At 65.1% G+C, this 20,769-nt stretch carries 20 protein-coding genes; 12 read left to right on the top strand and 8 right to left on the bottom strand.

Translation table 11 applies throughout. The features are described 5' to 3' along the window. Position 1 precedes the first annotated feature (1 nt). From H9658_RS02970 to H9658_RS02930, 9 genes are all read left to right on the top strand, one after another. Positions 2–2,203, top strand: a complete 2,202-nt coding sequence (locus H9658_RS02970; RefSeq protein WP_191824300.1) for a hypothetical protein — start codon at positions 2–4, stop codon at positions 2,201–2,203. A gap of 23 nt (positions 2,204–2,226) precedes the next feature. Further along, positions 2,227–2,457, top strand: a complete 231-nt coding sequence (locus H9658_RS02965; RefSeq protein WP_191824299.1) for a hypothetical protein — start codon at positions 2,227–2,229, stop codon at positions 2,455–2,457. A gap of 247 nt (positions 2,458–2,704) precedes the next feature. After that, entirely contained in the window at positions 2,705–3,268 is a 564-nt protein-coding gene (locus H9658_RS02960; RefSeq protein WP_191824298.1) for an RNA polymerase sigma factor, read from the top strand. A 159-nt stretch (positions 3,269–3,427) separates the two neighbouring features. Beyond that, complete coding sequence (locus H9658_RS02955) at positions 3,428–3,661, top strand: RebB family R body protein (RefSeq protein WP_145702145.1); 234 nt, start codon at positions 3,428–3,430, stop codon at positions 3,659–3,661. Between the two features lie 512 nt (positions 3,662–4,173). Next, positions 4,174–4,647, top strand: a complete 474-nt coding sequence (locus H9658_RS02950) for a hypothetical protein (protein ID WP_206230738.1) — start codon at positions 4,174–4,176, stop codon at positions 4,645–4,647. A gap of 40 nt (positions 4,648–4,687) precedes the next feature. Beyond that, positions 4,688–5,257: a hypothetical protein gene (locus H9658_RS02945; RefSeq protein WP_191824297.1), complete on the top strand. Its 570-nt coding sequence runs from the start codon at positions 4,688–4,690 to the stop codon at positions 5,255–5,257. 571 nt (positions 5,258–5,828) lie between these two features. Beyond that, on the top strand, positions 5,829–6,149 hold the full coding sequence (locus H9658_RS02940; protein ID WP_145702141.1) for a RebB family R body protein: 321 nt from the start codon (positions 5,829–5,831) through the stop codon (positions 6,147–6,149). Between the two features lie 86 nt (positions 6,150–6,235). Then, entirely contained in the window at positions 6,236–6,586 is a 351-nt protein-coding gene (locus H9658_RS02935; RefSeq protein ID WP_179566460.1) for a RebB family R body protein, read from the top strand. Between the two features lie 228 nt (positions 6,587–6,814). After that, the gene (locus H9658_RS02930) at positions 6,815–7,678 is read left to right on the top strand and encodes a Crp/Fnr family transcriptional regulator (protein ID WP_191824296.1); all 864 of its coding nucleotides are present in this window, start codon (positions 6,815–6,817) and stop codon (positions 7,676–7,678) included. Between the two features lie 167 nt (positions 7,679–7,845). Here H9658_RS02930 and H9658_RS02925 read toward each other — a convergent pair whose 3' ends face one another. From H9658_RS02925 to H9658_RS02885, 8 genes are all read right to left on the bottom strand, one after another. Next, positions 7,846–8,979 (bottom strand): acyltransferase family protein, encoded by a 1,134-nt coding sequence (locus H9658_RS02925; protein WP_191824295.1) that lies wholly within the window; start codon positions 8,977–8,979, stop codon positions 7,846–7,848. A gap of 103 nt (positions 8,980–9,082) precedes the next feature. After that, complete coding sequence (locus H9658_RS02920) at positions 9,083–9,823, bottom strand: LytR/AlgR family response regulator transcription factor (protein ID WP_191824294.1); 741 nt, start codon at positions 9,821–9,823, stop codon at positions 9,083–9,085. Continuing rightward, entirely contained in the window at positions 9,820–10,929 is a 1,110-nt protein-coding gene (locus H9658_RS02915; RefSeq protein WP_225209710.1) for a sensor histidine kinase, read from the bottom strand. Before H9658_RS02915 ends, H9658_RS02920 begins: the two co-directional genes overlap by 4 nt. A gap of 164 nt (positions 10,930–11,093) precedes the next feature. Further along, positions 11,094–11,501, bottom strand: a complete 408-nt coding sequence (locus H9658_RS02910) for a DUF2251 domain-containing protein (RefSeq protein ID WP_179566450.1) — start codon at positions 11,499–11,501, stop codon at positions 11,094–11,096. Between the two features lie 56 nt (positions 11,502–11,557). Continuing rightward, complete coding sequence (locus tag H9658_RS02905; protein WP_191824292.1) at positions 11,558–14,284, bottom strand: hypothetical protein; 2,727 nt, start codon at positions 14,282–14,284, stop codon at positions 11,558–11,560. Beyond that, positions 14,281–14,712 carry a hypothetical protein gene (locus H9658_RS02900; protein WP_179566446.1) on the bottom strand — a complete coding sequence of 144 codons (432 nt, stop codon included), beginning with the start codon at positions 14,710–14,712 and terminating at the stop codon, positions 14,281–14,283. Before H9658_RS02900 ends, H9658_RS02905 begins: the two co-directional genes overlap by 4 nt. Positions 14,713–15,173: 461 nt before the next feature. Next, positions 15,174–15,608, bottom strand: a complete 435-nt coding sequence (locus tag H9658_RS02895) for a hypothetical protein (protein WP_191824291.1) — start codon at positions 15,606–15,608, stop codon at positions 15,174–15,176. A gap of 440 nt (positions 15,609–16,048) precedes the next feature. Beyond that, entirely contained in the window at positions 16,049–16,957 is a 909-nt protein-coding gene (locus tag H9658_RS02885) for a LysR family transcriptional regulator (RefSeq protein WP_179566442.1), read from the bottom strand. Between the two features lie 111 nt (positions 16,958–17,068). On the opposite strand from H9658_RS02885, the gene H9658_RS02880 reads away from it, so the two are divergent. The 3 genes from H9658_RS02880 to H9658_RS02870 all read left to right on the top strand — a co-directional run bounded on the left by H9658_RS02880 (position 17,069) and on the right by H9658_RS02870 (position 20,589). Continuing rightward, positions 17,069–17,938, top strand: coding sequence for an NmrA family NAD(P)-binding protein (locus H9658_RS02880; protein ID WP_191824290.1), 870 nt, complete (start codon positions 17,069–17,071; stop codon positions 17,936–17,938). A gap of 411 nt (positions 17,939–18,349) precedes the next feature. Then, positions 18,350–19,174 (top strand): DUF5694 domain-containing protein, encoded by an 825-nt coding sequence (locus H9658_RS02875; protein ID WP_191824289.1) that lies wholly within the window; start codon positions 18,350–18,352, stop codon positions 19,172–19,174. A 260-nt stretch (positions 19,175–19,434) separates the two neighbouring features. Continuing rightward, entirely contained in the window at positions 19,435–20,589 is a 1,155-nt protein-coding gene (locus tag H9658_RS02870; protein WP_191824288.1) for an MGDG synthase family glycosyltransferase, read from the top strand. Positions 20,590–20,769 lie beyond the last annotated feature (180 nt).

The following is a 20,769-nucleotide window of genomic DNA, read 5'->3' as shown; positions in this document are numbered from 1 at the left end:
CATGGCCTATTTCAAGCTCGCCGAACAAACCCAGCTGACCCGCTACGTCTGCGATTACCACAGCCACTTCACCGGCATCCTGCCGACGCAGCGCAAGCAGGACGACGCGGCCGGGCCGTCGCTGGCCCAGTTGCTGGCGCAGCGTTTCTATCCCAACGACGCGCATGGCTTGGCCAAGGGCGAACTGCTGCTGTTCGACTATGCGCTGGCGCTGATGACCGATCCGGCCAGTAATCCGTTCGCACGGCTGCTGCGCAAGGCCAATCGCGCCGAGTACGAGCGCGCCGAGTGCGTGGCGGAGAATCTGTACATCGCCTGCCAGGTGCTGGCGGCGAACGCGGGTTACCTGCAGGAAGAACTGGCGCTGCCGCCACAGTCGCCGGCGCTGTATGCGCTGGTCGGTCGCGAGATCGTCGCCCCGGCGCTGGCGTCCGCGGCAGGACCGGACGCGCGCCTGCGCGAGCTGGTGCGCTACTTCAACAACAAGATCTACAGCGCCAGCAAGTACACCCCGTTCGACGACGCCTACAAACTGCGCGGGAATTTCGTGAAGCAGCTGTGCCAGGGCGATCCGGCCCGCTACGGCAGCTGGAGCGAAGCGCAGCAGGCCGACTACCGGCTGTGGGTGACCGCGACCTTCGACTACCTGCGCGAGGACGGCGTGCTGCTGACCCAGAGCGCGGCCACCGAGGACGAGATCCCGCAGCTGGCCGCGCTCGCGCAGCAGTACAACGCGCAATACGGCACGGACTACCGCCTGCTGGTGCACACGCCGCACCAGTACATGCCCGATGGCGCGCTGACCAAGTATCTGACCGACAAGGTCAAGCCGTTGCTGGCCGGGCAGGGCGACGGCTACGCGACCATCGTCGGGCTGGACCTGCTGGGCGCGGAGAACAAGGTCGGCAACTACGGCGAGCTGTTCGCCTGGCTGCAGTCCAATGCCGATGCGTTGCGCGGCAACTTCGGCAGCGGCGACGGCAAGCGGGCGCTGCGCGTGATCGTGCACATCCACTGCGGCGAGGGCAGCGGTTTCGGCACGGAGAACCGCTCGCTCACCGGTTACTACATCCATCAGGCCGGCGACCCGGATCCGGCGTTCTACGCGGCGCTGTCCGCGCACGTGCTCGATGCCTGGAATGCGGCGCAGGCCAAGCGCCGCGACACGCCGCGCGGCACGCGGGGGACCGCCACGCCGCAGGGCCTGTTCGAGGAACTGTTCACCAATACCGCATTCGGGCATGCCGGGCACGTGCTGCGCCGGTTCGACATCAATGCGCCGCTGTCGCGCGAATTGGCCGGGTATCACGCCAAGCGCAACGTGATGGCGCTGAGCGAGGCGCTGGACCAGCCATCGGCGACGCCGGCGACCGACTGCTACCACGCGCTGGTGCAGGACAATCCGCTGTATGCGTTCCGTCTCGGGCACGACTATTACTATCGCAGTTACATGGTGTCGCGCTATCCGTGGCTGGCCTTCGACACCAACCTGGGCAGCAACGCGATCACAGGCGCCTCGGCGCTGTTCGACTCGGTGCAGGACTACCGGCTCAATCGCGGCTACCGGCATCTGGACGGCTACATCGATACCGACGTGCTCGCCGCGGTCGGCAACGCGGTGTTGAGCATGGAGGCGCAGGGACTGAGCCGCGCGCAGGTCGCCACCTTCATCGGCCTCAGCCGGCCAGACGATCTGGCCACGACGTTGCAGCAGAACCGGGCCGTGCTGCAGCCGCTGCTGACCGACGCGCTGGCGCCGATCCACGATCCGGCGCAGGACGATTTCATGTTCGATACCTACTGTAAAGTGACCCTGTACTGCGCCGGCGACGATCCCTCCGCCGCCTCGCGTTACCAGGCGATGGTGCGCAGCCTGCTGGTGTTCCAGAACTGGCGTTCCTACCTGCTCGGCGCCGACGGCCAGGGCGTGGAGCACACCGGCGTGCAGCACGAGTATCTGCGCATGCTGGTGCTGTTGATCTACACGCTGCTGCCGAACAACCAGAACGATCTGCAGGTGGACCTGCTGCAGACCGTGGCCGCGCTGCTGCGCAAACTCGCGCTCGGCTACTGGCGGGCGACCATCGGCCAGCCGGGCATGCTCGAGGTCAATGCCGATCCGCTGGGCCTGGAATCGCTGGATGGCTTCAAGGGTCCCGCCTCGGTGGTCGTGGTGCGGCGTACGCCGCCAGCCCAGTCGTGACTTCCGGGCAAGGGGACATCGCGATGGACGAGATCACCGAGTACCTGTGGCAAGAGCAACTCGCGCAACCGCCAGCCGTGGCGGCGGACACGCCGCCGGCGGACGCCGCAGCGACTACGCCGCCGCAGTCGTCGGCGCAGTCGTCGGCGCCGGAGCGGGAGCAGCCCTATCAGCCCAACCTGGACCAGTTGCTGCGTGCATTGAGCAACCCCGAAGTGCGCGAGGCCCTGGTCAAGCTGCTGCAGCCTCGCTGATCCACGCCGACACGTTCCGATCCGGGCCTGACTGCATGCGCAGCAGGCCCTTTTTTTGCGTACGCGCGCGACAGGAAACTTGGTCGCTGCGGCGCACGCGCGTATGCATTCGTAGACAAAGCAACGTGGCGTGCCGCATGTGGCGCGGCCGGCCGCCAATGCGGCGTGGCGTTGTCACCCAGGGAACAGCTATTGCCTGCAAGCCCCGCAGAGACTCGTTGCACAAGGGACTTCGGGAGTGTGTGCGATGGATGTGGCAACGGGGAAAGAGGAAGGGGATGCCGGCCGTTTCGCCAGGGCCGACGAGATGTTCACGCGGGCATGGCGCAACGCTCTGCCGGATCTGCGCCGGCGTGCGTTGCGGCTGGCCAACGGTCGCCTGGATGCCGCGGAAGACCTGCTGTCGGATACCGCGGTGAAGGCGCTGCTGTTCATGCGCCGCTCGCCGGAGGCGATGACCGATCCGCAGGGATTCCTGTTCGTGGTGTTGCGCCACGTGTTTCTGGACGCGGTCAGGCGTCGCCGCAGCGGCGAGCCGCTGGACCGGCAACACGAGGCGCACGACGTGGACACCGTGGCCGACCAGGGCATGACCGCGCTGCAGCGCGCCGAGTTGAGCGATCAGATGGAGCGCGTGGTCGCCGCGGTGGCGGCGCTGACCCGCGAACAGCGGCGCCTGTTCGGCTACCGCTTCGTCGAGGAATTGCCGTATCCGGTGATCGCCAATCTGCTCAGCATCAACCAGCCGCTGGTGCGCAAGCGCGTGGAGTTGTTGCGCAAGCGCCTGCGCCTCGCGCTGGTGGCGGAGTGAGCGCGCGCGGCCAGGGTTTCACAAACCGCCCACGGCGGCGTTTTCATTCAACGCCGGGCCGGCGCGGGCTGCGGCATCGCGGGCACTGCGGCTGACCCACGGCTCCGTCCGTGACGACCGCAGCGCCTCCCGGCAGGCGACTTACGAAGGAACAGGTTCATGGCAGACAACACGCTCGTCAATTCGCAGATCACCGATGCGGTCACCCAGACCAACGTCAAGGTGGTGGCCGAGGCGCCCGCCCAGGCGATCGCCTCGCTGTACCAGGTCTCCAGTCACTCCACCGGGCTGGCGTTGCAGAACGCGGTGTACAGCCAACAGGCGCTCAACCAGATCTCCACCGCGGTGGTGTCCAAGGCGGTGGCGCTGATCATGGCGATCGGCGAGAAGTGACGCGGCCCGCATAGCGCCGGGCGCTGCCGCGGCGTCGTTTCATCCTTCAGGAGAGTGGCATGTGGCCTTTCAACAGCAAGACCAACCCGCCGCCAGCGGCCGCCGCAGCGCCAGCGCCCGCGGTAGCATCGCCGGCGCCGGGTGCTGCGACGGTACCCGACGCACCGGTGGCGAGCGCTGCGGCGGCAGACGGGCCCGTGCCGACAGCGGACGGCGCGGCGCCATCGGCCCCCGCATCCGCGCCCGCGCCCACCGTTACCGCTGCCGCTGAGGCGGTGCCTGCCAGTGTACCGACGGCTGCGCCGACGGGAAGCGCTGGCGGCACCGAGGCAGGCAGTCCCGATGCGGCATCCGCATCAACCGCCACCGACGCCGCGGCGGCCAGTGCCGGCGGCGCTGCGGCGGCCCCGCCCAGCGATGGCGATGCTGCGTCGCCTTCGCCTTCGCCTTCGCCTTCGCCGGCAGCACCGACCTCGCCTCCGCCGCCACCTCCGCCTCCACCGCCACCCTCAATGCTGAGGACGCTCAACGCACGCATGATGGATCAGGCGGCTGCAGCGACACCGGCCAGCGACGCGCTCAACAGCAAGATCGTGCAGGCGGTGCGGCTCACCAATGCCGAAACGATGGCGTACGCGCCGTCGCAGATCGTGATCGGTTCGGACATGCTGATCAGCCAGGCGGCCGGCCTGGTCGCGCAGTCCGCGGCGGTCTATTTCGACGGCGTCAGCAAGATGGCGCTGGCCAGCCAGGGCGTGCTGATCAAGCAGATGACCGAGAACCTGGCCGAGAACAAGCTCGAGCAGGCCGCCGAGGATGCCCTGGGCGTGCTGGCGACCGATGTGCTGGTCGGCGCGGCGGCGGCGGTGGCGGCCGCGGCCGGCGCGCTGGAAGCGGAGTCGGCCAGTTTCGCCATCGACAAGATCGACCAGAGCATCGCCAAGTACGCCGACCTGATGCGCGGGCGCAAGTCGGCCAGCAGCTGAGCGCGCGCACCGCGCGAGACACCCGCCATCGGGAGCGATCATGCAGGACACCCCAGAATCCGAACTCGATCCGTTGTACGGCTTCGCCCAGCGCTGGCTGGGGCGCGAGCTGAGCCCGGTCGAACGCGTGCAGTTGCAGGCCTTCGCGCAGTCGGCCACTGCCGCGCAGAGCAAGCCGTCGGCCAAGGCGCGGGAGATGTCGAAATCGCTGATCGACGCGGAGCGCCAGCGCGTGGACGGCTTGATCGCGCAGATGATGCACGGCATGCAGGACGCCGCGCGCGGCGTCGAGCTGGCCGACGGCGCCAGCGGCCACGCGGTGCTCGATGCGGTCGCCGCCGCGCCGTCGCTGGACGCGTTGCGTCCGGGCCGGCTGCGCCCGCTGCAGAGCGGCGAGACCAGCGGCAACCAGCTGCTGGTGGCGCAGATCGCCGATCGCCTGGGCAACCTGGTGCGCAAGGAAGTGCAGGCCTGCTTCGATCGCGAGTTCGGCAACCTGGCGCAACAGATGCAGACGGTGGTGGACGCGGCGCGCGCGGTCGGATTGGTCGATGCGCCGCCGTCGGCGGAGGCGGGCGAAAGTACCCCGGCAACGCCCGCTTCGGGCTGATCCATCCGAACGCGCATGGCCGTGCATGTCCGCTTCGTCGGCGGATGTGCGCGGCCGTGCGTGTTTGCGTATCTGCGGTGTGGCGGTGCGGTGATGCGGCGGCGGCAATGCTGCGGTATGTGCTGCGCAATTCATGCCGGATGCGCCTGCGCACATAGCTGCCGCAGCAGTGGCGATACGGCGATGGGACCGATCGATGACGCACAGGTCGGCATTGCATGGGCTACCGAATGCGATCCCTCGGTAGCCGTCTGTGGGGCATCGCATGCGCCTGTAGTAGGCAGCCGCTGCCATGACGCCAAGCGCACGTGGCGATACCCGCCGTCGCGAGACAGGCGATGCAGCGGCAAGGGCGGCGGTACCGCAGGCCATGCAGTTCGCTCGCGCTAGCGCCGCCGTCGCCGTCGCCGATCCGGCGCGACGGCGCAGGTGTTTGCCGGCGACCCTGCCGGCCTTCGCCAAACCCGGTGGAACAGCGAGACAAGTGCGGCGCCTGGTTTCACAGTCCGTGCACTGCGCCGTTTTCAGTGATCGTACGGCGTGGGCCGTACGCCAACCCAGGAGCGAACACATGGCATTTCCAACCGCCGTCAACGACCAGATCACCGATGCGGTCACCCAGTCCAACGTCAAGGTCATCGGCGAAGCGCCGGCCTTTGCGATGGCGTCGATCTACCAGAGCATGGCGCACTCGACCGGCATCCTGTTCGAGAACGCCGTCTCGGCGCAGCAGCAGCAGAACACGCTGGCGCAGGCCGCGGCCAACCAGGGCGTGATGCAGATCTACAGCCTGGATACCACCGCCGCCGCCGGCGCCACCGAGAAGGTCGCGCAGACCGGTGTCTCCGACAACCTCACCAGCCTGCTGACCGTGCTCAACGCGTTCAAGTAAGCGTCGGCCCGCTTGCCGTCGCCATAGCGCGGCGACGGTAGCGCGGGGCGCGAGTCTGCTATTCCTTTCCTATCGAGGAGCGTTTCATGGCTTATCCCACCGCAGTCAACAACCAGATCACCGATGCCGTCACCCAGTCCAACGTCAAGGTCATCGGCGAGGCGCCGGCCTTCGCCATGGGCTCGATCTACCAGAGCCTGGCGCATTCCAGCGGCATCCTGTACGAGAACGCGGTCGCTTCCCAGCAGCAGCAGAACACGCTGGCGCAGGCGGCCAACAACCAGGGCGTGATGCAGATCTACAGCCTGGACACCACCGCCGCGGCGGGGGCGTCGGAGAAGATCGCGCAGACCGGCGTGTCCGACAACCTCACCAGCCTGATGACCGTGCTGCAGGCGTTCAAGGGCGGCGGCGTCGCGGGTTTGAACAACCCCTGACGCCGGCGCGTCCAGGACGGCGCCACGACGCGGTCGCGCCGTTCCTTTGCCGGTCTCGTCCACTTCGGTCCGCAGGCGTGCGGATCGGAGCGGCGATGCCGCCGCGGCGCGTACCGCGCCGCCTTCCACCACGCCCTGCCCTCGACCGGTGCGCGCCTTGGCTGCCCGCCGCGGCAGGATGCGTTCGACGCCAGGCGTTGCGCAATGCGGCGCCTGAGAAGGGGGAGTATGGACTTTCCTGCAGTGGCCACCCTGGAGGCCTCAGACATCGTCGCTGCGGCCCATGTCGGCAACGACCTGCAAACGCCCGCGGCCCATACCGGCCATCGGACACTGCTGGAGCGCTCGATGCTGTTCCACGACCTGCCTGCCGCGTTGCTCGACCACCTGCTCGCACATGCCAGCGAATGCGATCTGGCGCCGGGCAGCGTGCTGTTCTTCAAGCACGACCCGAGCAGCTTCGTCGGCGTGGTGGTGCGCGGGCGCCTGTACAAGGTGCTGTATGGCGCGGACGGACAGGAACTGATCGTCGGCACCATCGAGCCGGGCGGCCTGGTGGACGAAGCCGCGCTGCTCGAGCCGCACGGGCGCAGCTTCACCGCGATCGCATTCGGCGCCAGCACCGTGCTCAAGCTGTCGCGCCGGCACTTCGCGCCCCTGATGGAATCGCCGTTGCTGCAGCAGCGCATCGAAGCGCTGCTGCGCGTGCGCCTGCGACAGGCCCTGGACAGCCTGGAAAGCATGTGCCTGCACCGGCTGGAAGTGCGCCTGGCGCGCTACGTACTGCGCCAGCTGGAGGTGCAGGAGTGGCAGCGCGGCGGCAGCTGCGCGATCGTGCTGCCGCCCAACCAGAGCATCCTGGCGGCGATGCTCAACGTCAGCCGCTCCAAGCTCAATGCCCAGCTGCAGCAATGGAAGCGCAACGGCCTGGTCAGCCGCCGCCGCAACCTGCTGCGCATCCACGACCTCGACGCGCTGTGCGCCAAGGCCTACCTGCACGCCAACGCACCGCTGCGCACGCTGGCCTGGCACGGCGAGGACGGACTGCGACCGGCGCCGTGCCTGCCGTTGCTGCCTTGCAGCTCCGGCTAACGCACACCCGATTCCGCAATGCCCCTGTAGGAGCGGCTTCAGCCGCGACAGGATGTTCCCGGAACACGGATGACAACCGCGATGCGCAAGCATGGTTACCTGTTCTTCGGCACCCCTCGCACCGCCCAGGAGAGCACCGGATAAGAAAAATCCCCGAGTAGGGTGCGTCATTTCGCAATATGACCCGAGCGCGCAGGCTTCTCCCTCATCCCGAAAGCAAGGCGCAATACGGCAAACCTCCGCAGGCACCCCTCGTAAAGCACAAGGCACGCGCCCATGCTGAGAAGCAGGATGGCGAAGTATTTCATCCACGGGCCCCACGCGCATTGGATGACGTAATAGCCGATCGCGACAATGATCGTCTGATGCATGATGTAGAACGGATAGCTGGCGTCCTTCGCCCAGGCAAGGACGCGGTTCGTGCGGGAGAGATAGCGGTAGCCGTAGCCGAGGAACACCATGAGCCATAGCCAGGTGAAGAGATTGGAGCCGACCCTGTCGATCAGCGAGTCGTGCAGGATGATGCCCGTGGTGAACAGCGAGATCAGCAGGAAGAACGCCACCAGTCCCATGACGAGCGACCATCGGCGGAAATCGGATAGCCACTTCCAGACGCCGGGCATGGAGGCCATGAAGTATCCGTACGCCGTCAGCAGCAAGTAATGGTTGAAGATGTACCAATCGCTGACGAGATTGTGCGTCTCCGGGAACCGCAGTTTCAGCAGGGCTTCGTTGATGCCCAGCGGGATCCCCAGCAGGAAAAGCCATTTTCCCGGCGCAATGTGTTTTGCGGTTCGCTTCCACCACAGCATTGCGGGGAGCAGCAACACCACGTACACGTACAGGTAAAGAATGAACCACAGGTGGTGCCAGCTGAAATCGCCGGCCGGATAGAAATGGAATTGCAGAACGCGCGTCAGGTAGAAATCCAGATAGCTGCCAGTCCATTGTCCATGCAGCAGCCGCTCGTAGTAGATCTGCGGCGGGACGACCAGGAACATGCCCACGATCAGGGGCAGTAGCAGCTTTTGCGTCCGTTCTCGCAGGAACAGCCCGGTACTGCGCCGCTGCAGCGCGAACCACATGCCGGCCCCGGCAACGACGAACAGCAGCGGCATGCGCAAACGATGGGCGATATCCATCGGCCACTCGAGAGAGGGAATGGTCTGGCTGTTGACGACATGCCAGCCCCAGCCGACGAAGATCATCCCCGTATGGAAGAAGAACAGCACGAAGATGGCGATGACGCGTAACCAGTCCAGGAAGTCGTAGCGTTCCTGCGGTTGTGTGGTGGCAAGCATCGGTTGGGTCTCCCGTATCCGCGATATCGGGGAGCCTGAGCGATCGGCAGCTGGCCAGCAGCGGATTTGGGGTGGGCGGAGGCCGGCCGTGGCGAGGCGGACGCTACCAGCCCATGCGCGCGAACAAGGCTTCGCGATACCGCCGGCTGAGCCGCAAGGTGCGGCCGTTGCGGAGATGGAGTTCGTAGTCGCCCTTGAACAGCGGCGTGAGCGATCCGATGCAGGCGACGTTCGCCGCGGCCGACCGATGGATGCGGACGAAGCGCTGTTCGCCCAGCTGCGCCAGCAGATCCTGCAGGGTCCTGCGCATCAGGTAGGTACGCGCGGCGGTATGCACATGCACGTAGTTGTCGTCGGCTTCCAGCCACTCGATCGATGCGGTTTCGATCAGGTGCAGCCGTTCGCCATCGGGCACGAGCAGGCGCTCGCACTCCGGCGCGCCTGCCCGCCCGATCGCGACCGCCGCCGCGCCGGACTCATGCGCGTCCAGCCGCTCGCGCACGCGTTGCACGGTGCGCGCGAGCCGATCCCGGTCGTAGGGCTTGAGCAGGTAGTCGATCGCGTTGAGGTCGAACGCCTTTACGGCATGCGCATCGAAGGCGGTCACGAACACGATCAGCGGCGCGCTCGAGGGGTCGAGCTGCGCCGCGACCTGCAGTCCCGACAGCGTCGGCATACGCACATCGAGAAACGCCACGTGCGGCCGGAGTTGCCTGATGCAGTGCGCTGCCGACAATCCGTCCCCGGCCGACCCGACCACGGCGACGCCCGGTTGCTCCGCCAGCCAGCGTTCGAGCTTCTCGCGCGCGGGCGCCTCGTCGTCGGCGATCACGGCGCGGATCATCGCGTGGCCTCCGCCAGCGGGATCGAGACGCGCGCGGCGACACCGCCACCTTCGTTGCGGACGACCAGGGACGCAGCATCGCCATAAATGATGCCTAGCCGCTCCCGGCAGTTGCGCAATCCCAACCCGTCATGCATCTCCAGCGCCGGCAGCATGGAGCCAGAATTGCGCACTTCGATTTCCAGCGAGCCGCCTTCATGCCGCGCACTGATCGTGATGTCCACGCACGACAACGTGGGCTCGACGGCGTGTTTGAACGCATTCTCCAGCAAGGGTTGCAGCAGGAGCGCGGGAACGCTGGCATCGAGCAGTGCGGCATCGACCCGCCACGTCAGGGTCACCCGATCCCGGAACCGCTCGCGCATGATGTCCGCGTATAGCTCGAGCGTGCGCAGCTCCGCAGCGAGCGGTGTCATCGCGTTCTCGACTGTCCCAAGGCTGGTGCGCAGCAGGTCGCCGAGCGCCGCCAACAGACGGTCGGCCCGCGCCACGTCCATATGCATCACCGAAGAGACGGTATTGAGTGCGTTGAACAGGAAGTGCGGCCGCAGCTGACCCTGAAGGTGCGCCAGCTGCGCCTCGGCCAGCGCCTTCTGCGTTTGCAGCAGGCGATTGCGCTGCAGTTGCCACTGGTCATTGGACTCGAGTCCAAACAGGATCCCCAGCCATAGGCCTACGAACACGCTCAGCTTGGCGGTCTCGTACACGAACAGGTAGCGCCAGCTCGGGTGCGCGTAGGTGAGGCCCACTGCGGCATAGACACCATGCCGTATCGCATACACCGCCACGATGAAGGTGACGGCGACCACCGGCAACCAGCGCAGGTAGCGGCCGAACCAGGTCAGGGGCTTGTCCAGAGAAGGCGCGTGGCGTCCACGCACCCGGAACGCAAGCCAGAGCCATCCGGTCGCGACCAGCGCGGAACTTCCTTCCCACAGCACCGGCTCCCACCAGCGGGTGAGCGGATTGCGCAGACCTTCCTGCAGGGCAACGCCGATCATCAGCAGACAGAATCCGGTCCACAACACGATCAAGGCATTCCGGGTGAGCATCGCGCCGCTGGCGGCGTCGACGCCTGCCAGCGATGGATGAGATGGCGCGTTCATGTCGGCAAGTGTAGCCACGGCGCTAGGCGCGGGCGCGCCTATGTGGCAAGCGGGACCTGCATGGGGCAAGTGGGGCGTGACGGGGGGCGATGCATCCAGGCTGTTGCCAGGTCTGAGCAACGGGCCAGTGGTTTGGTGTCTAGTTGACTGGCTCTGGGGGCGCGTTACGCAAACAACTCCACCGCAGCATCGCTCCACGCATGCCCATGCAATCCCCACGGGCTGTCCTCCGGCGCCGGCGGGAACCCTGTCCGGCAATAGCCGCGCTTGGCTTCGAAATCGAAGATCGCATGCGGATAGCCGTTGATCAGCAGTACCACCTTCTTGCTGTCCTGGGACCAGCCGATCTTCACTTCGGAAGGCGTCTCCCGGTCGGCGACGTCGGCAGCGTTGTAGATGTGCAGCGCATTCTGGATCGGGTTGTCATCCGCCGACGGGTCGACCGCATAGAAATAGCCGGTGTCGCCGTCGTCCTCGAAGACGGCGACGAACGGCTCCTCGGGCGCTTGCGCCTCGACGACCAGGGCGGTACCGACGAGCAATTCGCTTTCGGCAGTGAGGGTGATGGGCATGTTCGTTCGCTCGGCTGCTGGATAGGTCGGCGCTGTCGCTCAGCGCCTGTAGGTCATTACACCACCGGTCCCCCACGGCCGGGGACGTCTTGATTGCGCTGCGTCGCTTCCTGCGCAAGCTGCTGTTCCTGGTGCTTGTTGAATGCCAGCGATTGCTGCGAAGTTTCCTGCAGCGAGGGGACGGGGTCGTTGGTGTTGACCGAAGCCCTGAACCCCGGCGTGGTCCCCGTCACCCACAACGTGTCCCCCGCCAGGCGCACGCCATCGATCTTGCTGGCGTCGGTCATGCCTTCCTTTTTGCTCAGCAGCATGGCGTGGGCGACATGGTCGTCTGCGATATGTGCCGGCGTGCCATCCCTGAGCTTCGCGAAGAGCGCCTGATCGTTCGGGGGCAGTTGCCCGAGCGGCGATGCCTGCCTGTCGGCGTGCTCGATAGCGGTTGCCATCGGCGAGCCTTGCGCCGGCAAGGAGGCATGTGGCACGGGTTCCGCTGGTTTGGTCCCGCTTTGGATCGCCGAGCCTTTGCCTTCCAGTGCAGGCGTTTCTGCTTGCTTGATGTCTTCCGCGGTGGTGATCGCTTTGGGCACCATCTTGCTGTCGGACAGGAAGCCGTCGCGGCCATCGTCCATCATCGTCACGATCGCGCTGTCCGGCCCCGGGCGACCGGTCTTGGGATCGGGCTGCAGCATCAGGGAATACGGCTTGCCGGCATCCAGGCCGTCGTGGGCGTGAGTGCGGGAGACGGCGGCCGTGGCGGCGTCGATCTCCGCTTCGGTTCGCGCAATCCCGGCGCTGGCATAGGCGCTGGCCACCATGCCGCGCATCGTCGTGGCTTTCGGCAGCGTCGGATTGGCCTGCGCTTCGGCGGCCATGGCGGCGTATTCCTGCAAACCGGCCAGCTGGCTGCGATGCACTTCGTTCAATTCGTCGCGGACGTTGCCCTGGGCCTGGTTGGTGCCGTAGATCATGCCCGGCGTCGTCCATTCGCCATTGGCGCCACGGGTGTAGGTGTGGCCATCGGACGCCTGCAGGGCGTCCGTCTGCGCGCTGGCGTGCTTCACTGCGGCCGGCATGTCGCCGTGCTGGTGCCAGCCGAACTGGTTGTAGGCCACCTGGTAGCGGCCGGCGATCGCAGCCGGCGTGTTGGCCGCGTTCTGGGCGATGATCAATTTCGAGGCCTGCTCCAGTTCGGCCGCGCGTTGCGGGGTGGCGATTTCGGCATGGGTGACCTTCATGCCGTGCTCGATGTATTGGTCGACGACCGTCCGCGACCAGGTGTGGGTCTGCGGGTCGCGGGTCCAGTGGCCTTCCCCGTCCAGGCTGGGAGCTTCCCCCTTGCCCGATGGGATGGAGTAGGGATTCTGCGGCTGCGACAGATTCGCCAGTCCCAATTCGTAGGACGCGTTGGCGGACTTGTAGTTCAGTTGGTTGGCCAGCACGTCGCCGGCCACATATCTGACCTTGCTGTAGGTGGCGCTTTCGTTTTCCGGCGATGCCGTGGTCGTGGCCTTGATCTGCTGCGTCTCCGCCACCCGTGACCAGGTACCTTTCGGATCGTTGGGATCGCGGCTCCATTCGTTGCCGTCCCGGTCCTTCTGGGTGAAGACGCTGTCGATATCCTTCTGCTGCGCCCATTTCTCGCCGAGGAAGGCACCGCCGACGCCACCGGCCACGCCGCCGATCGCCGACGTGACGAGGGCGCCCGGGCCGCTCGGCGAGCCGCCCGCCAGGCCATATCCGGCGCCCGCCAGGAAGCCGACGGCGATGCCGCCACCGATGCCGCCGACGTTGCGACCGATGAAATGGGTCTTGGCCGACTCGGCGCCTGTCGCGTTGCCCTGCGCCTCCAGCTTCACCACTTGATGGCCGGTGGTGGAGAAGTCGTATGCCAGTGCGGCCACCGCGATCACGGTTCCGCCTTTCGCCAGCATGCCGGGACGCAGGCCTTTGGACGCCGCCGCCGCTTCACCGGTGATGGCCGCCTCTCCCAGCGACGCCGCAGGTGCCCCGAATCCGGTGGGCGCACGGGTCAGGCCCGCGTTTGCCAGTTCGGCGGCGGGCGGGAATTTGGCGGCATCTGCGCCGAGGGTGGCGGCGGCCTCCTGCGAGAGCGAGACCTTGGTGACCTTCGGTCCCACGTTGTCAGGCGACACAAAAATGCCCTTGGGCACTGCCTCGATGAACTGCGCCTGCACCTTGGGCAACACGGCATCGGCGCCACCTTGGGCGTAGAGCGCTTTCAGTTCGCTTACCGGCTGCCCGCCCAGGGTTCTGACGTTGGGGTTCTCCAACACGACGGGCAGTTCCACCTTGCCGAAGACACGTTCGATGTTGGCATTGGTGGCGACTACCTTGATGTCGCCGCGCAGCGAGCCTGCGAATTCGTTGGAGGCTTCGCCCCATAAACAGCCTTCAAGCGAGGTGGCGCTTTTAGCGACGGCCTTTGGATCGCCAAAAAGAAACTTCGTGGCCGATTCTCGGGCTTGGGCGAGGTCTTGCCCCTGTCCTACGAAGACACGTTCCGCCGCTCTGCGAATTTCGCTTGTGACTTCAGAATCTGCGAGAAATTGCGCCCGTGGCGTATTGTTAATGACGGGTAAGCCAGTCTTGCTCGACAGCTCCAATGCGATCGCCTCAGACGGTACCTCGCCGACCTGTCGGCTATAGAGAATTCCTCCTTCGCCTATCGCTTTGGCAGGGTACTGACGTGCGACGGCCTGGATTTCTTCCAGCGAGGCCGCTTTTCTGATTTGTTCGATTTGCCTGGTGTAGTCATCGCTCATGACGCGACCACATCATCCGTGACTAGAATCCAGCCATCCCTGAAGATAACCTGGCCCATAAAGTGGGCGGTTGGGTATTCCGTCAATATGGATGGTCTATTCGGAAACTTAGTGCCAGCAGCGATCAGTTGAACGATCAGTGCCTGAATGGTGTTGACTTGAGCTTGCGAGAAGATCTGACATCCATCCAGCATCGGCATTCCGAGAGATTTTTCGCTGCCGTAGCCGAAGGACACCACTTCAATGTTGTAGTCATTGTTGTTGGGCAGGAAGGCTGTTTGGATTTCTCCAAAAAATTCAATGCCATCCACCTCGACAGCGAATGTCTCGTGACCGAGCTCGTCGACGCCCCGGACTAGGCCCGAAAATCGTGCTCGCCCTTCGGGAAACTGTACCCAGGCGAAGGTGGGGTGGTCATGCAGATCCATGTCGGTTGCTCCCTGTTAGATGATCGGAAATTCCGGCTTCCTGCGGCAGATTGTCCAGCAGCGGCGCCAGGGTAGGCAATCGCTTCGCGATCGGGTTGCGAGCACTACTCTACAAGCCTCTAGCGCCTTCCGCCATCAGCGATCAGGATGAAGATCCATGGCGGTACAGGCCGCCTGAAGGTCACGGCTCGGTGCTGGCAGGCTCTAACGCCAAGACGCCATGGTGGGGATAAGTGCCGGGGTCTGGGTGATCTGTGCTCGGGTAGATGGGCCCCAAAGCACGATCACGCGCAGATGGGGGCATCGACGTAGAAATGGCGGATGTCGCCGTCATCCCCAAGACGGCGGTGAAGAGTCCTGAGAGCTTGCGCCTCGATGACCAGGGATGTGCCCGCGATCGATTCGCTTTCGGCGTTGCGGGCGACTGGTGTGTTTATGGTCTCAAGCCGTTGGAGCCGCCATCACTCGTGACGCGACGCGTCATCCGCGGCCAGCACCCAGTTTTCACCGAACATGACTTCGCCCATGAAGTGGGCATGGGGATATTCCGTGAGCACATGCGGTCTGTACGCAAATTGTCTGCCGGCGGCGATCAATTGAACGATCAGCGTCTGGATGGTGCTGGTTTCCGCTTTCGTGAAGGTCTGGCATGCCGTTGGCGGCATGCCAACGTAGCCGTCGCTGCCATAGCCAAATGAAACGACTTCCACGTTGTAGTCGTTGCCATTCGGTAGAAACGCTTTTCGGATTTCTCCAAAGTACTCTTCGCCACGGACCTCGATGGCAAAGGTTTCATGGCGCTGCTCATCCATGATGCCGCGTACGCCGCCTGAGAACCTTGCACGCCCCTCGGGGAACTGCATCCAATCGAAGGTGCGGTGATTGTACGAGTCCAATGCCTGTTGCTCCTTGCCGTAATCAAAGTCCCAGTGTCTTTCCCGATTGTCTAGCGGCGATAGCCGTACATGCAATCGTTTGTTGAATAGCTGACTAGCTTTGCTTTATGACGCAGTGGCCACGCTCACCTCCAGTTCGCTGTCGCGCACTTGCACGCGCAACGTACTGCCGATGGTGAAGCACAGTTCCTTCATCCAATGGCCGTCCGGGCGTAGCGCGGGCAGCCGCTTGCGGTTGGCGGAGCAGCAACAGCCGATACAGCGCTGCTGCGGCGGGCGTGGGTGGCGGGGCGCACGCGATGCACGGGCAAGATCGGCGGCATCGGCGGCGGCGATTCCTGCACGTGGCCGGCCAAGGGGAGGGGGCTGGGGATCAATTGCCTCCGTCCCCTTTTGTTCTATAGCCGGTCACCACCTCGCCTGGGTCGACTGGCCTCAACTCACCGCAGTAGGCCGACCACGAAGTCCAGCAGCGCCCGCGTCTTGGCCGGGACGTGGTGCCTGGTGGGGTAGTAGGCGTGCAGTGGAAAGCGCTCGTCCTGCCAATCAGGGAACAAGGGCACGAGCTTGTTGCCGGCGAGGTAGCTCTCGGCGCCCAGTTCGAACAGCTGGGCGATGCCGTGGCCAGCCAGGCAGGTGCTGTAGAGGGTGCCGGCATCGTTGACAGTCAAGGCGCCACGGGCCGCGACGGTGAGCTTTCGTCGGCGCTGGTGGAACTCCCAGGGGAATGGCCGACCAGTGATCGAGTCACGAAACAGGATGCACCGGTGGTGACCTGTCTCGAGTTCGCGAGGATCGGTCGGCCGGCCGTAGCGTCGGAGATAGGACGGCGACGCGACGGTCAACACCCGTGTATCGAGCAATTTGCGGGACACCAACGACGAGGGTTGCGGAAAACCAAAACGGATCGCCAGGTCGAACCCGTCGGTCACCATGTCGCCAAGGTCGTCCCGGCTGCGCAGTTCCACCTCGAGACCCGGATGACTGTCTAGAAAGGTGCCCAGCATGGGGCCAAGGATCAGCCGGGAAAAGAATGGGTCGATATTGACGCGCAGCCGACCGCGTACCGCGGCAGTGCCCCCCGCGGCGCTGCTGGTGGCCTCTTCGAGCGCGCCGACCAGTGGCATGACCTGCTCGTAGAAACGGCGCCCCTCGTCCGTCAAACGCACGGACCGGGTACTGCGCTCGAAGACACGGATGCCTAGCCTGCTTTCGAGCCGCGCCACGGCCCGGCTGACGCCGGATTGGGACATGTCGAGTGCTTCCCCGGCCCGGCTGAAGCTGGCCATGTCGACGACGGCTGCCATGACGTCGAGGCCTTCGAGCAGTTGCGGGTCGAACATTGCCATTGATGACTGCCGCGCATGAACAAGATGCCTCCCATGCTATCGCCTTTCGCGGAGCACGTACTCAGACTTCCGGTCAACGCTACGCACCCCGCGTGGCATCAGGAGAACCCCATGTTTGTCATCACCGGAGTGACCGGCCAGGTCGGTGGTCGGATCGCCAGAGCGTTGCTGGCCGAAGGCGTTTCCGTGCGCGCCGTTCTGCGGGATGCGGCCAAGACATCGACGTGGGCCGGTCTCGGTTGCGAGACGGCATTGGCCGCGATGGACGACGCCGCGGCGTTGGCGGACGCATTCGCCGGGGCCGAAGCCGTGTTCGTGCTCTTGCCGCCCGTGTTCGATCCGGCGCCGGGCTACGCCGAAACCCGGGCCAATGTCGCAGCGCTGGTCACGGCGCTGCAGCAGGGACGGCCGCAGCGTGTGGTGGCGCTTTCCACCATCGGCGCCCAGGCGACGCAAGACAGTCTGCTGACCCAGTTGCAGATCATGGAACGCGCCTTTGAAGCGCTGCCCATGCCGGTCGCCTTTCTGCGCGCCGCGTGGTTCATGGAGAACACCGCGTGGGACATCGACGGTGCGCGCGCGCTTGGTGTCGTGTCGAGCTTCCTGCAGCCGCTGGACAAGCCGGTGCCCATGGTGGCGACGGCAGACGTAGCCGCGACGGCGGTTCGGATGCTGCGCGAGGTGTGGGAAGGAGACCGGGTGGTCGAGTTGGAAGGGCCGCACCGCATCACGCCGTTGGCCCTGGCCGCCGCCTTGGGCCGGGTGCTCGGGCGCGATGTCGTGGCGCAGCCGGTACCGCGGGCGACCTGGGACGCGCTTTTCCGCTCACAAGGCATGGCCAACCCGGAGCCGCGCATCCGGATGCTGGACGGTTTCAACGATGGCTGGATCGAATTCGAAGCCGGCTGTGAGGCATCGCTGAAGGGCACGACGGAACTCGAGACGGTGTTGCGAGGCCTTGTGGCCCCGGCGAACGCCTGATGCGCCAGAGCCTCTCTGGAAACCAAACGGAGTCGATGCAATGGGCAGTCTGAGCATGCAGGGTGTGGAGATCCCCTGGTAGAAAGCGCGCTGGCGCTGGCTATCGGCCTATCGACTGTAACCGGGTCAGGTTCGCCTAGGAAGTCAGCCTGACCCCGCTTTTGTCCCAGCATCGACCCGAGCCGTGGCGAGCGCGTGTTCCGTAGTGCTGCGGATGCGCTGTGCGCGGGATGGCAGCCGGCAACGCGCTGCGTCCTTTGGGCGTCGTCGCAGAAGCAACTGCACAATGGCGAGGTCGCGTGCCGGCTTTTTGTCTGCCCAGGCCGGCGATCGGCAACCCCTATGCCCGATGCGCGAACGAGTGCTCTAATGCCGGAGCCGCCATTGGCTTACCGTCCCGGAGCAAACACCTTGAACGCCCATCGATTTTTGGTTGCCGCGTTGTCCGCTTGCCTGTCGGCGTTGCCTACGCTCGCCGTCGCCGCGACGCAGGCGCCCGTCGCCCCGGCGAAAGTGATGATGCTTGGCTCGTTCCACTTCGAAAATCCTGGGCGGGACATGGTGAAGTTCAAGGTCTCCGACGTCATGTCGAAAGACAACCAGGCCTACCTCGCGGGCCTTGCCGCGCGGCTCGCCGCGTTCCATCCCACCGATGTCCTGGTGGAATGCGAGCCGTCCGAGCAGGCGAACTACGACGCTGCGTTTGCCCGCTACCGCGACGGTCAGTCGACCCTGCCGAATAACGAAATCCACCAGATCGGCTTCCGCGTCGCCAAAGCCTCAGGGATTGCGGGAGTGACGTGCTTCGACGAAGGCCAAGTAGGCTGGGACTCCGATCCGATGTTCGATTACATCAAGGCGCACGACCCGGCCATGCAGGTGACGATGGATGCCACGTTCAAGAATCTCTCCGCGCGCGCCGATCGCGAGCAATCGACGTTGCCGCTGCACGAGCTGCTGCGCCTGACGAACGATCCCGCGCGCGACCGCGAAAACAAGAATCTCTACATCAGCACCAATGCCGTGGATGCCGGTGGCAGCTTTGCCGGTGCCGACGCTGCGGCCAGTTGGTGGCACCGCAACTTCCGCATGTATGCCAACGTGCAGAAGGCCGCGCAACCCGGCCACCGCGTGCTGGTGATCGCTGGATCCGGCCATACGGCGATCCTCAAGGACCTGTTGGCGATCGACATGCAGCGCACTGCCGAGGACGTGAGCGGGTATCTGGCGCCGTAAGTCGACCTGAGGTTAGGGGTAACAGCGGGGCTCAACAGTGGGGCCAGAAGAAATATGTGCTTTAAATTGATGTTTCCTCTGGCCCCTTTGTTGGCGATGCTCATCGGTGTGGTAACCATGAAGATGCTCCATGCGCGCGCATTTGCGAACCAACGCCGCTGCGCAATGTTGATTGCTAAGAACTAAAGCTGGGGGAAGCTTCAGAATTTGCGCCCTGTTTTCCCAGTTTTAGCCCCGACACCGATCACCGATTTCCAGCCATGACTAAAGTTCTGATCCTCAGTGTAAGCGCCGGCAATGGCCACGTGCGCGCAGCACAGGCGCTTGCTGCCGCCGCACCCTCTCTCGCTTCCCCGTGCACGGCTGTACATATCGACACCATGGCCCATGTGTCAGGGGCGTTCCGCCGTATCTACACGGATTGGTACATCCAGCTCGTGAATCGCGTGCCCGAACTCTGGTCGTATCTGCATCAGCGCAGCGACGTCACGCCGCACCACGCGGCGTCGCAGCGCTTGCGCCGCGGCATCGAGCGACTGAGTACCGGCGCGCTGCTGCGCGAGATTCGAAACGCAAAACCCGATGCTGTGATTTGCACCCACTTCCTGCCGGCCGAGTTGCTGATGCGCGAACGCAGAAACGCTCGTCTCGACTACCCCGTCTGGTTGCAGATCACCGACTACGACCTGCACAACATGTGGCTCGTTCCCGGGATGACCGGCTACCTGGCGGCGAACGAAGAGGTCGCGTTCCGGCTTCGCGCACGCGGCATTCCGGCCGACCGTGTGCACGTCACAGGAATTCCGGTGATGCCAGCATTCTCGAAGCCCGACGCGCCGACGCTGGACCGCGATGCGTGCGCTGCAGCCCTGGGTCTGGATCCATCGCGCTCCACGCTGCTGATGGCGTCAGGCGGCGCTGGCGTTGGCGATCTTGCGAGCATGGTCGAACGTGCACTGGGCATGGCAAGCGATTTCCAGGTGATCGCCGTGGCGGGCCGCAATGCCGAAACGCACGCCAGACTGGCGGCGCTGGCGCTTCGCCATCCGGGTCGGATGATCGCGGTGGGCTTCACCGACGAGATGCACAAGCTCATGGCAGCTGCCGATCTGGTCGTCACCAAGCCCGGCGGCCTCACCGTGTCCGAGTGCCTGGCGCTGGGCAAGCCGATGCTGCTGATCTCGCCGATCCCTGGCCAAGAAGAACACAACGCCGGCTTCCTGATGGAAGAAGGCGCAGCATGGCTGGCCTACGATGCCATTGGCCTTGACTACAAGGTCGAACGGCTGATGGCCGATCGGCCGAAATTGCGAACCATGGCCGCGTGCAGCCTTGCGCTCGGCAAGCCCCAGGCCGCAGCGACGGTACTTCAACGTGTGCTGCAGAGCATGCCGCATGATGCGGGCCGCAGATAGAGCGCCCATCCGCCGCACACTGGTCTACCTGGCTTGGTTACTTGTGATGGCGTTCTTTTTCGCCAAGGTCGAGGTTCAGATCGAGGGGCTGTAACGGGGCCACGTTGAGCCACCCCTGATAACTCGGACACCTGAAAGCGAGGACAATCCTCGCACGGAGGTGTTCGATGCAGAAGCGGC

Source organism: Xanthomonas bonasiae (genome assembly GCF_014836395.1).
GTDB lineage: Bacteria > Pseudomonadota > Gammaproteobacteria > Xanthomonadales > Xanthomonadaceae > Xanthomonas_A > Xanthomonas_A bonasiae.
Note: the sequence above shows the minus strand (reverse complement) of the source record. Positions and strands in the feature narration are given on the sequence as shown.